A 16,500-nucleotide genomic window follows, 5' to 3' on the forward strand; every position below is an offset into this window, starting at 1 on the left:
AAACAGCTTGGGGGTATTGATATGCAAAAAGTCTTGATAGCGAATCGTGGGGAAATCGCTCTCAGAATCATTAGAACTTGCAAACGGCTCGGAGTTGCTACGGTCGCTGTCCATTCGGAAGCTGACAGGCAACTCCCTTTCGTTAAGGAAGCTGACGAAGCGTATGAGATTGGGCCAAGTCCTGTTCAACAATCTTATTTACAAGTCGACAAGATTATTGAAATTGCGAAAAAAACGAATGCGGATGCCATTCATCCGGGGTACGGCTTATTATCTGAGAATGCGGATTTTGCACGTAAAACTACAGATGCAGGAATCGTATTCATCGGACCAGATGCAGACACGATTGAAATGATGGGCGATAAAATTGCATCACGCAAGGCAATGCAGCAGGCAAATGTCCCTGTTGTGCCTGGAACGGATGAAGGTGTAGCATCTCTGGAAGAAGCAATGGCTGCTGCAAAAGACATCGGCTATCCCATTATGTTGAAGGCGAGTGCAGGCGGCGGAGGCATTGGTATGGTTCGCTGTGAAAATGAGCAAGCGCTCAGTCAACAATTTCAAACGGTTAAAAATCGTGCTAAAGCATACTTCGGCGATGATGTCGTATTTCTTGAGAAGTTTATACAAGATGCCCGTCATATCGAGATTCAAATTTTTGGTGATGCGTATGGAAATGTCGTTCATTTATTTGAACGGAACTGTTCAGTCCAAAGAAGAAATCAAAAGGTGATCGAAGAATCTCCATCACCACAGTTGAGTGAAATGACCCGAAACAATATATTTGCAGCTGCGATTGATGCCGCAAAAGCGATAGGCTATAAAAACGCAGGAACAGTCGAATTCATTTTAACGGGAAATGACGATTTTTATTTCCTTGAAATGAATACTAGATTGCAAGTAGAGCATCCAGTGACAGAGAAAGTGACTGGTTTAGATTTAGTGGAATGGCAAATCGAGGTGGCTCGCGGAAAGGAATTGCCTATTAAAGATCAAGAAGCATTAAAGAGTTCAGGACATGCGATTGAATATCGAATTTACGCAGAAAATCCTGAAACATTCATGCCTTCTCCAGGGAAAATTGAAAAAATTACTTGGGAAGAAGGAGATGGTATCCGGATTGACGAAGGATATGAAGAAAGCCAAATGGTAACGCCGTATTATGATCCGATGATTGCTAAGGTAATCATTCATGCGGCTAATCGAGAAGAGGCGCTTCGCAAATCCTCCGCATTTTTTAAAGATGCTTCTATTGACGGATTGCGAACAAATCTTCCATTCTTTAAAGAATTTTTAAACGCCGAAGATTTTATTTCAGGAAAATATAATACAAATGTTGTTTCGGAGTGGTTGGCAGACAAAAAGGAGGAAGTTCAAAATGGGTGAATTGAAAGCTGCAATGGCTGGTACAGTATTTACGGTGAATGTCGCGGTAGGAGAAGAGGTTCAAGCCGGCCAAACGGTAATCGTCCTCGAATCTATGAAGATGGAAATCCCGGTCGAAGCTGAAAGTGCCGGAAAAGTTTCCGCCATAAATGTCCAAGTGGGAGACTTCGTCAATGAAGGAGATGTTTTAGCGGTAATTGAGGCATAAAAAAAGTCTGAATAGTTGCCGATAGATGTTCGATCAGGAGGGGTAGTGTGATGACGAATATGAAAGAGCAAACAAGTTATAATGAGCAATTGGAAAAAAGGGTAAGAGAAATAGAATCTGGAGGACATCCGAAATATCATGAGAAGCTGAAAGAACAGAATAAGTTGTTTGTAAGAGAACGGTTACGGCTGTTATTTGATGATGGCACATATTTTGAAGATGGTAAATTTGCAAATTGTGAAGCGAATGATTTGCCAGCTGACGGTGTTGTCACAGCAATGGGGAAAGTGAACGGCCAAACTGTATGCGTCATGGCGAATGATTCGACTGTCAAAGCGGGGTCGTGGGGAGCCCGGACTGTCGAAAAGATAATTCGAATTCAAGAAGTGGCGGAAAAGAATAAAGTGCCGCTGTTATACCTTGTCGATTCTGCTGGGGCACGTATTACGGATCAGCTTGATATGTTCCCGAATCGGCGTGGTGCGGGCAGGATTTTTCATAATCAAGTGAGGCTATCAGGTTTCATCCCACAAATATGTTTGCTGTTTGGTCCATCGGCGGCAGGTGGGGCGTATATACCTGCATTTTGTGACCTTGTCATAATGGTGGAAGGCAATGCATCTATGTATTTAGGATCTCCGCGAATGGCGGAAAAAGTAATCGGTGAAAAAGTGACATTGGAAGAAATGGGCGGCGCTAAAATGCATTGTTCCGTTAGTGGCTGTGGTGATGTCTTGTGCACGAGTGAGGAACAGGCCATCGAAGAGGCACGCCGTTATCTTGATTTCTTCCCTTCTAATTTTACTGCAATGCCTCCCGTTCGAGGGTCGATTTCTGCGAAAGAAGGCCGTTCATTGGAAGAGATTATCCCTGAAAACCAAAACGCGCCTTTTGATATGTACGAAGCGATTGATGCGATTATTGATGAAAATAGTTTTTTCGAAGTGAAGAAATTGTTTGCCCCTGAAATTATTACAGGGCTTGCACGCATTGATGGCCAGCCAGTCGGCATTATCGCTAACCAGCCCAAAGTAAAGGGTGGTGTATTATTTGTCGATTCTGCAGACAAAGCGGCGAAATTCATAAACCTTTGCGATGCATTTTCGGTTCCGTTGCTTTTCTTAGCTGATGTACCGGGCTTCATGATTGGAACGAAAGTGGAGCGGGACGGCATCATTCGCCATGGAGCTAAGTTAATTATGGCAATGAGTTCTGCGACTGTGCCGAAAATCTCTGTCATAGTACGCAAAGCGTATGGTGCTGGCCTATATGCGATGGCGGGTCCTGCATTCGAGCCGGACGTTTGCATCGCGCTGCCAACCGCTCAAATAGCTGTCATGGGTCCAGAGGCCGCAGTCAATGCTGTTTATTCGAATAAAATCGAAGCAATCGAAGATCCGAAAGAGCGGATAGCCTTCGTACAAGAAAAGCATAAAGAATATAAAGCTGAAATTGATATATATAAGATGGCTTCGGAACTCATCGTTGACGAGATTATCGCGCCATCGGATTTACGCTCTGTCCTATCGGATCGATTCAGATTTTATTCTTCAAAAGATATTCCGTTACCACCTAAAAAACATCCGGTTTATCCTGTATAATTGAATTAAGCAAAATGAGAGGGCTTCCGTTATGGAGGCCCTCAGACTGTAGATAAGTATATTTTCACTTTAGCTACAGGCGTTTTAGGGTTTTCGTTATAAGGAAGGGATGTTCTCAGCTTAGCTTCATAACGCTTGCCATGTAGAAGGCAGCTTAAATTCGTAATGTCGGGAGTTCGTTTATTTCTGCAAAGGGCTTAGAAATACGGCATATTGAACGCTACGTTGTTCGATTTCCAGTATGTGAGCGTTTGTTAAACGAGTTGAGAGTTTCCGCTTTGGAAGCCCTGTTGAAAAGGGGGAAAGAGGATGGATATTGTCATAGCCGGTGCAGGGGCGATCGGCATGCTGATTGGGAGTTATTTATGTGAGGCTGGCATGAAGGTCGGTTTTCTTGTTAGAAAAGAAGAAGCTGCGAGGCAAATTCGTGAAAATGGAATACAGCGCATCGTAAATGGGAAAACGGGGACTTTCAATGTTGAAGCCTTTTCTGACCCGAATAAGTTGCCGTATAATGTTCCTTGGATTGTCGCTGTCAAATATGCGGGCATTAAACCGATTTTGAAATTGCTGATGGAAAAAGAAATGGTGCATCCTATTCTGTTCGTGCAAAATGGCATGGCGCATGTCGAAGATGCAAGAAAAAGCGGTTTGCCTGAATTGTACTTTGCAACTGTTGAACATGGAGCGGAGCGGCTCGATGTGAGGACGTGCTCGCATAACGGAGTTGGGCAGCTGAAAATAGCAGCATCAAAAAATGGTGGTATAGGCTTTGATTTTATGGAACAGGCGGCTTCTCCAAATTTCCCCATTGATTATCACCATAGCGCCGATGAAATTATTTTGCGCAAGACACTGATCAATTGCATGATTAATCCCCTAACTGCTATGTTGCAAGTGAGAAACGGTGAGTTGCTTGAAAATCCACATTGCAAAACTATTTTATTGCAATTGTATGAGGAAATGAACAATGGAATCGCTGAAATGCCGGATATTTTGCCTTTGGAAGATTTGTTGACAGTTTGCGAAAAAACAAGGATGAACCATTCCTCAATGCTTAAAGATCGAATGAATGGCAATGTGATGGAAATTGATACGATCGTCACTCCGATCTTAAGATTAGCGAAAAACAATGGCAAGACGCTTCCGACACTCGCTTTATTAGAGCAAATGCTTCATGCTATAAATGGAAGAGGGTGACGGATTTTGGGCTCTATACTTTCGTTCTTTGCAGGAATTCTCGTACTTTGTCCATTTCTTATTGCACTCGTATTCTTAATTGTCGTGAGGAAGTTCGGAAGAGCGCCTGCTACATATATTGGACGAGCTGCTGACGTGACGACTCCCTTTCTTTTTTTATCGGTATACGCTTTATCCGTGGCCGTTTTTGGACGGGGAACAGGAATATATTTAGCTGGGATTGCAATGTTAATTGGGATGATTTACGCGATATTAGAACGTTTTCGCGTCAAAGAATATAAGATACTACGTTTGCTCCAAAAAACATGGAGGCTTTATTTCCTTTTGCTCACAGCGGCTTATGTCGTATTAATGGCTGCTGGTGTAATTCTGAATGTCATTTCTTATACGAAATAACGTCAATTTTTAAAAGAATAAAGTTAGTAAGCGTATGTTTTCATTCAAGTGAGATTGAATGCTATACTCTGTTCATACAGAAGGAAAAAGGGGCTTGAATGATGGAAATCGAATCAATTGCTTTGAAAGGTAATAAAGTTTTACAGTCATATTTTGAGGATCAGCAATTCATACATACTTTTTTTGATTATGAAAACAATGAAACGTCTTATAAAGAACGGTTGAAAGAACTAAAAATGAGGTCATTTCAACGGGAGAAACTCTCAGCGACTATCCGATCGTTCATGGAACCGTTTGGGATTTCTGAGCAAGCGGAGGTCCATCTCACTGAAATGAAGGAAAACGGTGTTGTTGTTATAGGCGGTCAACAAGCCGGGATTTTGACCGGTCCACTTTATTCCGTCCATAAGGCGATTACAGTTATTTTATTGGCTAAACAGAAAAGAAAAGAATTAGGTGTTCCTGTTATCCCTGTCTTTTGGGTTGCTGGTGAAGACCATGATTTAGCTGAGATTAACCACGTCTATACCGAATTAAATGGAAAAGCGATTAAGCAGCAATACGAAGAAAAATTTGTGTTGAAATGGATGGCTTCTGATGCGGAGTACGATCAACAACAGATGACCACCTATTTGCAAGAGGTGTTTAAAAAATTCGGTGAGACTGAATATACGAAGGACTTATTGCAAGACGTGTTATTTGCTGCGCAACAAGAAAAGACATTCACTCAATTTTTTGTCCGGCTAATGAACGGATTTTTCCAAGAAGAAGGGCTGTTATTCATTGACTCTGCCTATAAGACGCTGCGTCAAATAGAGTCGCCATACTTCCGGCAGATGATCGAAGGTGCTGCTGCGATCTCAAGTTCAATCGTTCAGAAGGAAGAGGAATATTGCAACTTTGGATTTAGTCAACCTCTTTATGCTGAAGAAGCGGCAGCTAATTTATTTTACGTCCATGAAACGGGTAGAGTTCTCTTGTCGATAAAAGACGGAAAGTTTGTCAATGAACAGATAGGCTTCCGAAAGACGGAAAAGGAAATGCTTGAGATTGCACAAAATGAACCGTGGCTGTTAAGTAATAATGTGGCAACACGTCCGATTATGCAAGACTTGATTTTCCCTGTCCTTTCGTTTGTAGGAGGGCCTGGAGAAATCGCTTATTGGGCTTTGCTAAAAGAAGCATTTCATCATTTTGACATAAAAATGCCAATCATTACTCCAAGAATGTCGATTACTCTAATAACTTCCAAAGCAACTCAGGCTTTGTCAGATGTTTCATTGACAGTGGAGGATGTATTGCAAGGGCGAGTGGCGGAAGAGCGAGATCGTTTTATTGAAACATTGAAAAACGAGCGGTTCGATAAGATGGTTCAAAAAATGGAAAAAGATTTAGAAGAACAATATAAAATATTGACGAGTGAAGTGAGCGATGGCTTGCTGCCGATTGTTGAAAAGAATCTTGATTATCATAAAAAACAGTTCGAGTTTTTACGGAATAAGGCAGAAGATGAACTGCTCCGTAAGCATGAAACAGCGCTTCGCAAATATCAGCTTTTAGATGGGCAATTATATGTCGACGGTTCATTGCAAGAACGAATTTACACTCCATACTCATTCATGAATACGTATGGGCCAGATTTAATAAAAAATTTATTGCAACTGCCGTTTGAAATGAATGGCAAGCATCAAATCGTTTATTTATAATTTTGAAAAACACCTTTCCGGATGATCTGGAAAGGTGTTTTTGTGTGTGAAAACACTTTTACGCACAAATCTATGCTATGAGTGCACAAGCTCTATAATATTTAGGATGTATTCGTGCCACGTTTCCTCAGGCCGAGGCATATTTAGACTGCCTTTACTTCAAAAGGCAAAAAGCTCCATTATTTCTAGTCTTCCGAAGTACAAGGTCGTACAAGTTCCGACATTTCCGCTCGACATGAGTATTTAGTCTTCCAACGCCTATCACAGTTAGCCGTCTCCTGCCACTTTTGATACTATTGACATATTTTTATTGTTCATATGAAAATGAGTGGAGGAATGTGGGGGGATGTGGTACATTTAATTTATATAGTGGGGTGAAGAGTATGTTCATGGGTGAATATCAGCATACTGTCGATACTAAAGGCCGTTTGATCGTCCCTTCGAAATTTAGGGAGCATCTTTCGGATGGTTTTGTGCTGACCCGTGGACTAGATCAATGCCTCTTCGGTTACCCTATGGAGGAATGGAAACGGTTGGAGGAGAAGCTGAAGGCGCTCCCAGTTACGAAGAAAGATGCCCGTGCGTTTGCGCGTTTCTTCTTTTCCGGTGCAACTGAAGTAGAGCTGGACAAGCAAGGCCGTGTAAACATTCCATCACAGCTCCTTGATTATGCGAAAGTGGAAAAAGATTGCGTCATCATCGGAGTTTCAAGTCGGATCGAAATATGGTCGAAAACTTCTTGGGATGCGTATTATGATGAATCTGAGCAATCATTCAATGAAATCGCAGAGAATATTATCGACTTTGATTTTTAATTACACTTATTTACTTTTGGAAAGAAGGCGGTTTCAATTTTTCAACATACAACAGTTTTACTGCATGAAGCCGTCGAAGGGCTTGCAATAAAAAAAGATGGTATTTACGTTGATTGCACACTTGGTGGTGCGGGGCATAGCTTGGAAATTGTGAAACAATTGTCTTCCGACGGCAGGCTAATTTGTTTCGATCAAGATATGACTGCCATCCATGCTGCAAAGGAAACATTAAAAGAACATTTATCAAAAGTGACGTTCATCCATTCGAATTTCAGAAATTTAAAAGGTGAGCTTGAACGAATTGGCATTTCATCAGTCGATGGCATCCTTTATGATTTGGGTGTATCTTCGCCACAACTTGATACTGCGGAGAGAGGATTCAGCTATCACCAGGACGCAAGGTTAGATATGCGAATGGATATGGATGCTCCATTATCGGCATTTGAAGTAGTCAATGAATGGTCATATGAAGATTTGGTTCGAATTTTCTTCCGCTACGGAGAAGAGAAATTCTCAAAAAGCATAGCGAGGAGAATCGAAGAAGCACGTAAGGCATCTCCGATTGAAACAACAGGGGAGCTTGTGGAACTCATTAAGGAAGGTATACCAGCAGCTGCTCGGCGCACAGGTGGGCATCCTGCTAAAAGAGTGTTCCAAGCGATCAGGATTGCTGTGAATGATGAATTGGGTGCGGCAGAGGAATCGATAGAAGATGCCTTGACGCTGCTTAACCCAAAAGGGCGCATTTGTGTAATTACGTTCCACTCATTAGAGGACAGACTTTGCAAAACGATTTTTAAGGAAGCGTCATCATTGCCTGAATTACCTCCCAATTTGCCTGTCATTCCTCCGGAGTTGGAGCCGACGATGAAACTTGTGACAAGAAAGCCGATTTTGCCTAGTGAAGAAGAAATTGAACAGAATAAGAGATCGAGATCCGCAAAACTAAGAATTGCAGAGAAAAGATAAAAGGGGGAAGTTGTTAGATGGCATTGGAACAAAGAAAGTTTCAGACAGATACTATTCATGATATTGAAACACCTGTTAGTCCGAAAACAACCGAGAAACATTCGCCGAATCGTCGAACCCGGAAAATCTTTTCCACAGGGGAAAAATTCTTGTTCGCGCTATTTGCAACGGCCCTTGTTGTTTTTTCGACGATGATTTTGCATACGCAGGCACAAATTAATGATACCAATAAGGAAGTGCAGCTCCTTACAAACAAAATTGATGAGACTGAAAAACAGAATACGGAACTGTCCATCCAAGTGAGCGAAAAATCTACATACGAAGTGATCTGGAATAAAGCGAAGGAGCTCGGCTTGAATCTTAACGAGAAAAACGTAAAGGTCGTGCCTGGACGATGAAAAAGAAGTTTCGATTTCAATGGGGAGCCTTTCTGATGTTCATTTTTTTCGGAGGGCTCTTTTTTCTTTTGTTTGGAAGATTATTGAGCATTCAAATTACTGGTCAAGCGGAAGGACGTCAAATGGCTGCAATGGCGGAGGCAAGATATGCGAAGGAAGCAGTATTGAGAGCCGACCGGGGAAAGATCGTTGACCGTGATGGTGAGCTGATCGCTTCGGATACATTGAGCTATCGATTGATCGCTATTTTGAGTGAAAAGGCGACTGAAAAAGGCGCCAAAGAGCCAAGGCATGTTGTAGACTTCGAGAAAGCAGCGGATTTGCTTAGCCGATATATTCCAATGGAAAAAGAAGAAATGATCCGAATACAGCAATCTGCATTAGAGCGGAAGCCAGATACTTACCAAATCGAGTTCGGAAAAGCAGGCAGGGATATTAGCTATGAAACGATGGAAGCGATCAAGAAAGCTGCTAAGGAAGAAGGAGTTACGGGTATCCAGTTCATTGAGGATAAGAAACGATTTTATCCGAATGGAGATTTCGCCTCTTATCTTATCGGTTTTGCGATGAGGGAGGAAGACGAAAATGGAAATGTTAAAACGGTCGGTAAAATGGGGTTGGAAAAAACCTATAATGAAGAACTGACAGGAACAAATGGAAAAGTAGATTACAAGACAGATAGATGGGGATTTGTCCTTCCGAAAACGGAAAAGAATATTGTCGCTGCAAAAGACGGGTTAACGATCCAGCTGACAATCGACAAAGTGATTCAAAACTTTGTTGAAGATGCAATGAATGTAGTGAATGAAAAGTATTCCCCTAAAAAGATGCTAGTCATAGTAGCGAACCCTAAAACAGGCGAAATTTATGCGATGAGCCAACGGCCTTCATTCCATCCAGGAACAAGGGAAGGACTGACCGAAAACTGGTTGAACGATGCCGTCGAAAATACAATTGAACCTGGATCAACGATGAAAATGTTCACTTTGGCTGCCGCTATTGAGGAAGGAAAATGGGATCCGTTAGCTGAATATCAATCCGGACAATATACGATTTATGACCGGGTTATCCGGGATGTAAATAAGACTGGGTGGGGACGTATCAGCTTTTTGGAAGGATTCCAACTCTCTTCCAATGTATCTATGGCCTATTTATTAGAACGTATGGGAGATCGTACGTTTATCGAGTATTTGAAAGGATTTGGATTCGGTGAAAGAGTGGGCATCGATCTTCCTCATGAAGCGCCCGGTATCATTTTGGATGTAAACCCAAGTGAAAGGCTGACAACATCCTATGGACAAGGTTCTACCGTAACTCCTGTGCAAATGATACAAGCTGCAACTGCAATTGCCAATGATGGAAAGATGATGAAGCCATATGTGATCGATAAAATTATCGATCCGAATACTGATGAAGTGATTGAGGACCATCAACCAGAAGAAAGAAAGTCGCCGATATCAGCAGAAACGGCTAAAGAAGTCCGCAAAATTCTTGAATCTACCGTTACATCTGAAAGGGGTACGGGAAGGAAGTTTGCGTTATCCGGCTATTCAGTCGGAGGGAAGACTGGTACTGCAGAAATTCCAAAGCCTTCAGGCGGTGGATATTTGTCAGGCGATGGAAATTATCTTTACTCATTTTTAGGGATGGCACCTATTGAAGATCCGCAATTGTTGACCTATGTTATTGTTCAACAGCCGAAGCTGAAATTAGGGCAGTATGGTTCGGATCCTGTCGCGGAATTGTATACATCTATTATGGAAAGTAGTTTGAAATACTTAAATATCGCCCCAGAAAACGCTGGTGAAGTTACTACCGTTACATTACCGGACTTTACAGGAAAGGATTCCGGAGAGGCAATGTCGGAGCTCATGGAAATGGGATATGATCCAGTTCTTATTGGGGAAGGAGGAAATATCGACCATCAGTATCCTCAAAAAGGAATTAAGCTCAATAAAGGAGCTGTTGTATTTTTAGAAACTAAAGGCGATACAGTCCTTCCAAATTTTTCCGGGTGGTCGAAAAAAATGGCGATATCATTTAAAATGTTATCAGGTCTTGATATTCGATTGAACGGAGACGGCTTTGTTACCGAACAAAGTTTATCGGCAGGTACCATTGTTAATCCTTCAGAGCCTATCGTGCTTCAGCTTCAAGTCCCGTCGGAACGCTATAAAGTGATGGAAGAGGATGAAAATGAGGAAGAAGAAGAGGCGATAATCGGAGGATGACGAATAGCGAGCCTTTTGTATTCATAGGTTGGTAGAAAAACGAAAGGTGTGGACTGCTGCGTAACTATGTAAATTTGCAATCCAAAAAGAGATTGCGTGCAGTATTCGTTATTTTCCTCATATGCATTTTGGCAGTCGTTGGAAAGCTCTTTCATGTTCAAATTATAAAGCATGAATGGCTGAAAGCGCGTGCAGAAGAGAACTGGGATAGGGAAATTCCTTTCGGTGCTGTTCGTGGAGAGATACATGACAGAAACGGAAATTTGATTGTTGGGAATCGCTTGGCTCCCACTCTATATTATATGCCTTCGCAAAATAAAGAGCCCGAAAAGGTAGCCGCCGCCCTTTCTCCAATTTTAGGTGTTGAGCAGGAGAAACTGTTAGAGAAAATGAGCAAGAAAGGGTATATGGTAAAGTTGGCGCCCGAGGGGAAAAATATTTCGAAAGAGCAAGCGGATGAAATAACGAAGCTGCAAATCGAAGGATTGTATACTGGCGTAGATTTTATGAGGAATTATCCGCAAGGTGAACTATTATCAAGGCTTATCGGATTTACGGGATACGACAATCAAGGATTGGCAGGGATCGAATATGCTTATGATGAAATCCTTAAAGGAACCGGCGATAAAATTAGATTATATACCGATGCGAAGACGATTCCGTTGCCTCATGTCGATGACGGTTTCCAATCAGGTGAAAATGGGTCGACTGTTGAACTGACAATCGATATTGAAATGCAAAAAATAATGGAGCGCGAGCTATCACAGGCGATGGAAAAATATGATGCAACGCAAGCGCTTGGCATTATCATGAATCCAAAAACGGGAGAAATTCTCTCGCTTGCGTCGATGCCAACATTTCATCCAGCGGATTATCAAAGCATTGATTCTAAAGTGTATAATCGCAATTTGCCGGTTTGGATGACATTTGAGCCAGGATCCACATTTAAAATTGTTACATTAGCAGCAGGTTTAGAGGAAAAAGTAATTGATTTGCATAATGATTATTTTAATGATCCCGGCTACGCAATGGTTGCCAATGCTCGGCTTCGTTGCTGGAAAAGGGAAGGACATGGCCATCAATCATTTCTTGAGGTTGTAGAGAATTCCTGTAACCCAGGATTTATTGAAATCGGACAAAGATTAGGTGCTGAGAAGCTGGACGATTATATCCGAAAATTTGGTTTTGGCGAATCAACTGGATCGGGAATTGCTGGAGAAGCAAAAGGTATTTTATTTTCAAAAGAAGCATTCGGCCCTGTTGAACAGGCTACAACTTCTTTTGGCCAAGGTATTTCTGTAACACCGATACAGCAAGTGCAAGCTGTTGCAGCAGCCATTAATGGAGGATATTTATTTAGACCGTATATTGTGAAGGAAATAAAGAATGATAAGGGTGAAACGATCCAATCCTTCGAACCTGAAATGCGGCGACGCGTCATAAGTGAAGAGACTTCTTCGCAAGTGAGGGAAGCACTGGAATCCGTCGTCGCAAACGGGTCGGGAAGAAATGCTTTCAATGATGGTCTACGTGTAGGAGGGAAAACGGGAACTGCTCAAAAAGTTGTGGACGGTACATATAAGGATGGGGACTATATTGTTTCGTTTATTGGATTTGCTCCGGCAGACGACCCAGAATTGTTAGTATACGTCGCAGTAGATAGTCCGAAAAATTCGATCCAATTTGGTGGAGTTATCGCAGCTCCGATCGTTGGCAGAATCATTGAAGAGATTGCTCCTTTGGCAGGTATTACGAAAAGAGAAGGACAAATTGAAAAAGAATATAGATGGGGAGATCCGATCACTCATCGAGTGCCGGATTTGACAGGAATGACGAAAGGGATGGTGGCAAGGCAGCTCCATACGTACCGGATTGAATGGCACGGTGAAGGAGATGTCATTAAGTATCAAATGCCTGCACCAGATACGGTTATCAGTGTAGACGATGTCATACACGTCTATACGGAAGAGGGAGAGAATCAATGATGGGCAAACAGCTGTGAATTTCAAGTTTGTCCTTTGATAGAACTTATAGATTAAAAAGGTATGGAATCCGTGCGGATAGAAATCTTGACACAACGATACCGAGCGCAATTGATCTAAAAGTTTCAGAACAGTTAAGGAGAACATAATATGACACTCGGAACGACAACGACGGCTATTATCGTCGCATTTATAGTAACAGTAGTTTTAGGGTTTTTCATTATCCCCCTACTAAGAAAAATGAAATTTGGGCAAAGCATCCGCGAGGAAGGCCCTGAGTCGCATCAGAAGAAAGCAGGCACCCCTACAATGGGGGGCCTCATCTTCTTGAGCTCTATAATCCTTACGATGCTTTCTCTTTCTTACATATTCGAAGATGTATTAACAACACAAACGATTGTTTTACTGATCGTTTTAGCAGGCTTCGGCATAATTGGCTTTTTAGATGATTTCATAATTGTCGTCATGAAAAGAAATCTTGGATTGACTTCGATTCAAAAGCTGATTGGGCAAATTATTATAGCTATTATCGCCTTTTTCTTATTGAAAATGGGACCGTTTGATACAACTGTACAAATACCATTCACAGACTTTGCGATTGATTTAGGTGTTTTCTATGTAGCCTTTTTAATTTTTTGGTTAGTTGGATTTTCAAATGCAGTTAATTTATCAGATGGATTGGATGGTCTTGTCGGAGGTACATCTACGATAGCCTTTGCTGCATTCGGAGTTTATGGGCTTATTTATGAGCAATATGATATTGCGATGTTCGCGTTTGTTGTGTCGGGTGCATTGTTAGGATTCTTATGCTTCAATTTAAAACCAGCAAAAGTCTTTATGGGAGATACAGGTTCGCTTGCTCTTGGCGGGACGCTTGCCATGCTATCTGTATTGGTAAAGCAGGAGTTGCTGTTACTTATCATCGGTGTTGTTTTCGTTATCGAAACTTTGTCAGTCATCATTCAAGTAATCAGCTTCAAATTGACTGGAAAAAGGGTTTTCAAAATGAGCCCGATTCATCACCATTTTGAATTGTCGGGATGGTCAGAATGGAAAATCGTCATTGTTTTTTGGGGGATTGCATTATTGGCCGCTATCGTCCCTGTATTATTGGAGGTGATGTAAATGAAGGAGCTCACAGAGTTTGCAGGAAAAAATGTATTAGTGTTAGGTTTGGCAAAAAGCGGTTATGCTGCTGCTAATTTACTTTCTTCTATGGGGGCAAATGTAGTCGTTAATGATGCATCACCAGAAGAAGGAAACGAAGAAGCAGCACTTTTGAAGGAAAGGGGAATCCCGGTCATCTGTGGGGGTCATCCGAACGATATTTTGGATCGGGGATTTGAACTTGTTGTAAAAAATCCTGGCATTCCTTATCATAACGAAGTAGTGAAAAACGCTATTTTGAAAAAAATTCCTGTGTGGACAGAAGTGGAGTTGGCTTCAAGAATTAGCGAAGCGCCAATCATTGCGATTACCGGTTCAAATGGCAAGACAACGACAACGACTCTATTATTTCACATGCTGAATATCGGAGGAAAAAAACCGCTTATTGCCGGAAATATAGGAACTGTCGCTTGTACTGTTGCTGAAAAAGCGGAACCTGATCAATTAATTGTAATGGAAGTTTCTTCATTCCAGCTTGCTGGAACTGAACAGTTCAGGCCGAAGATTGCGATTTGGACAAATTTATATGATGCACATTTAGATTATCATGGAACTTCGGAGTCCTATGCATTGTCTAAAGCAAACGTGACGATGAACCAAACTGCAGAGGACTTTTTCATCTACAATGCAGACCAGCCAGAAATAGAGCAGTATGCAGAACAAACTGTAGCACAGAAAATTCCGTTTTCTTTGAAGGGCAGAACTGCATATGGGATTTCTGCTGATGACCATATGATTTATTGGCAAGGGGAACCTTTCGTTTCTCGTTCAATTATCAAATTAGTCGGAGCGCATAATTTAGAAAATGTATTAGCTGCGACAGCTGCCGCCATTTTGGTCGATTGCGATAAGACGGCGATTGAAAACGTGCTTGGTTCATTTACAAGCGTTCGCCATCGTATGCAGTTTGTGAAAGAATTGAAGCGTAGATCATTTTACAATGATTCAAAAGCTACCAATACGCTTGCTACGAAAAGTGCGCTTTCTTCTTTTCAGACACCTGTGCTTTTAATCGCTGGAGGATTGGATAGAGGACATTCTTTTGAAGAATTGGCACCCTATATGGAGCATGTGAAAGCTGTTATTGCGATAGGAGAAACAGCGGAGCGCTTTGCTGAATTTGCACACAGTTGTGGAATAGATGATGTCACTCAAGTGCAAACGATGGGAGATGCGGTCGCAGTCGCTTATGAAAAATCGGAAGAAGGGGATACGATCCTCCTTTCTCCTGCTTGTGCAAGCTGGGATCAGTATAAAAGCTTTGAACAACGTGGAGATGCTTTTATTGATGAAGTAATGAAATTGTGAAATAGGATTATTAAACATCAAACGGAAGGATGCATTCACTGGAACAGAAATTGAAGGGGGCTTTTATTATTTCGGCAGTGGCGCTGTCATTAGTCGGATTGATATTTGTCCATTCCGCTGGTTCTTATTGGGGGCAAGTGCATTACGCTGATTCATCTCCCTTTATTGTTAAGCAAGGCGTTTACATGGCAATCTCGATTTTGATAGCGTTTATGATGATGAAAAGTCCATTAACTTCACATCCGACCTTTTGGACCGTTTTTTATTACATAACGATTGTCTTGCTTATAGCGGTCATGATTCCGGGCATCGGTGCTATACGGAATGGATCGCAAAGTTGGATTGCGTTAGGTCCCTTTAGCATACAACCGGCCGAATTTGTGAAAGTTGCTTTGATCGGAAAACTTTCATGCGTGATGAAGCAAGCAAAAGGCAAGAAAGTTTTCAAGCTGAGTCATTTTGTGCTCATATTATTGCCTGCTGCGCTAATCATGCTTCAGCCCGATCTTGGCTCGGCGGTCATTATGATTGTTTCTGCTTTTGTCGTCTTATTTCTTGCAGGATATCCTTTAACTTTCTTTTCGCTTATAGGATTTGCTGGCATTGGGGCATTCGTTGCGCTAATTGCTGCAGCACCTTATCGATTAGATCGCATTAAGTCATACATCGATCCATGGAGTGATCCATTGGGCGCGGGTTTCCAAGGTATCCAGTCATTGTTTGCGATTGCGCCGGGCGGCTTGTTTGGGCATGGTTATGGAAATAGCCGACAAAAATATTTATATTTGCCGGAACCACAAAACGATTTCATCTTTTCGATCATTGCGGAGGAGACCGGATTTATCGGTGCGACAGTAGTTTTGCTGCTATTTTCAGCTTTGTTAGTTTCGGCTTTTGGCATTGCAATACGTACAAAAGAATTTCGGTCATTTTTAATGACTGCAGGTATGGCATCCATTATCATTTTTCAAACGTTCCTAAATGTTGGTGTCGTGTCCGGCCTACTGCCCGTTACGGGCGTAACTTTGCCGTTCATAAGCTATGGAGGATCTTCCTTGCTGACGACTTGGATGGCAACTGGGACGATACTGCATTTCGCATTTCATAAAAAGACTACGTGAAAGTTAACAGGA

Annotated in this window: 14 protein-coding genes; all 14 read left to right on the top strand. The window is 41.9% G+C overall.

The window, feature by feature from the left end:
• Nucleotides 1–21: 21 nt before the first annotated feature.
• Nucleotides 22–1,386 (top strand): acetyl-CoA carboxylase biotin carboxylase subunit, encoded by a 1,365-nt coding sequence (locus tag WFH04_RS05260; RefSeq protein WP_336823019.1) that lies wholly within the window; start codon nt 22–24, stop codon nt 1,384–1,386.
• The gene (locus WFH04_RS05265; RefSeq protein ID WP_336823020.1) at nt 1,379–1,594 is read left to right on the top strand and encodes an acetyl-CoA carboxylase biotin carboxyl carrier protein subunit; all 216 of its coding nucleotides are present in this window, start codon (nt 1,379–1,381) and stop codon (nt 1,592–1,594) included. The genes WFH04_RS05260 and WFH04_RS05265 overlap by 8 nt, the downstream gene beginning before the upstream one ends.
• 59 nt (nt 1,595–1,653) lie before the next feature.
• Nucleotides 1,654–3,195, top strand: a complete 1,542-nt coding sequence (locus WFH04_RS05270) for an acyl-CoA carboxylase subunit beta (RefSeq protein ID WP_336823084.1) — start codon at nt 1,654–1,656, stop codon at nt 3,193–3,195.
• Between the two features lie 309 nt (nt 3,196–3,504).
• The gene (locus tag WFH04_RS05275; RefSeq protein WP_336823021.1) at nt 3,505–4,395 is read left to right on the top strand and encodes a ketopantoate reductase family protein; all 891 of its coding nucleotides are present in this window, start codon (nt 3,505–3,507) and stop codon (nt 4,393–4,395) included.
• 6 nt (nt 4,396–4,401) lie between these two features.
• Nucleotides 4,402–4,791, top strand: coding sequence for a DUF3397 family protein (locus WFH04_RS05280; RefSeq protein WP_336823022.1), 390 nt, complete (start codon nt 4,402–4,404; stop codon nt 4,789–4,791).
• A 101-nt stretch (nt 4,792–4,892) separates the two neighbouring features.
• A complete protein-coding gene (bshC, locus tag WFH04_RS05285) occupies nt 4,893–6,497 on the top strand; it encodes a bacillithiol biosynthesis cysteine-adding enzyme BshC (RefSeq protein ID WP_336823023.1) in 1,605 nt (534 codons plus the stop codon).
• Nucleotides 6,498–6,880: 383 nt separating this feature from the next.
• Nucleotides 6,881–7,312, top strand: a complete 432-nt coding sequence (gene mraZ, locus WFH04_RS05290) for a division/cell wall cluster transcriptional repressor MraZ (protein ID WP_336823024.1) — start codon at nt 6,881–6,883, stop codon at nt 7,310–7,312.
• 36 nt (nt 7,313–7,348) lie between these two features.
• Nucleotides 7,349–8,281, top strand: a complete 933-nt coding sequence (rsmH, locus tag WFH04_RS05295) for a 16S rRNA (cytosine(1402)-N(4))-methyltransferase RsmH (protein ID WP_336823085.1) — start codon at nt 7,349–7,351, stop codon at nt 8,279–8,281.
• A 17-nt stretch (nt 8,282–8,298) separates the two neighbouring features.
• Complete coding sequence (ftsL, locus tag WFH04_RS05300; protein WP_336823025.1) at nt 8,299–8,679, top strand: cell division protein FtsL; 381 nt, start codon at nt 8,299–8,301, stop codon at nt 8,677–8,679.
• Nucleotides 8,680–8,714: 35 nt separating this feature from the next.
• Complete coding sequence (locus WFH04_RS05305; RefSeq protein ID WP_336823026.1) at nt 8,715–10,910, top strand: penicillin-binding protein; 2,196 nt, start codon at nt 8,715–8,717, stop codon at nt 10,908–10,910.
• Between the two features lie 56 nt (nt 10,911–10,966).
• Nucleotides 10,967–12,895: a penicillin-binding transpeptidase domain-containing protein gene (locus WFH04_RS05310; protein WP_486377084.1), complete on the top strand. Its 1,929-nt coding sequence runs from the start codon at nt 10,967–10,969 to the stop codon at nt 12,893–12,895.
• A 147-nt stretch (nt 12,896–13,042) separates the two neighbouring features.
• Nucleotides 13,043–14,017, top strand: coding sequence for a phospho-N-acetylmuramoyl-pentapeptide-transferase (gene mraY, locus WFH04_RS05315; protein ID WP_336823028.1), 975 nt, complete (start codon nt 13,043–13,045; stop codon nt 14,015–14,017).
• Nucleotides 14,018–15,367 (top strand): UDP-N-acetylmuramoyl-L-alanine--D-glutamate ligase, encoded by a 1,350-nt coding sequence (gene murD, locus WFH04_RS05320; RefSeq protein ID WP_336823029.1) that lies wholly within the window; start codon nt 14,018–14,020, stop codon nt 15,365–15,367.
• Nucleotides 15,368–15,396: 29 nt separating this feature from the next.
• Nucleotides 15,397–16,488 (top strand): putative lipid II flippase FtsW, encoded by a 1,092-nt coding sequence (ftsW, locus tag WFH04_RS05325; RefSeq protein WP_336823030.1) that lies wholly within the window; start codon nt 15,397–15,399, stop codon nt 16,486–16,488.
• Nucleotides 16,489–16,500 lie beyond the last annotated feature (12 nt).

Origin of the sequence: Sporosarcina sp. USHLN248, from assembly GCF_037144575.1 — a bacterium.
In the GTDB taxonomy this organism is placed as follows: domain Bacteria; phylum Bacillota; class Bacilli; order Bacillales_A; family Planococcaceae; genus Sporosarcina; species Sporosarcina contaminans.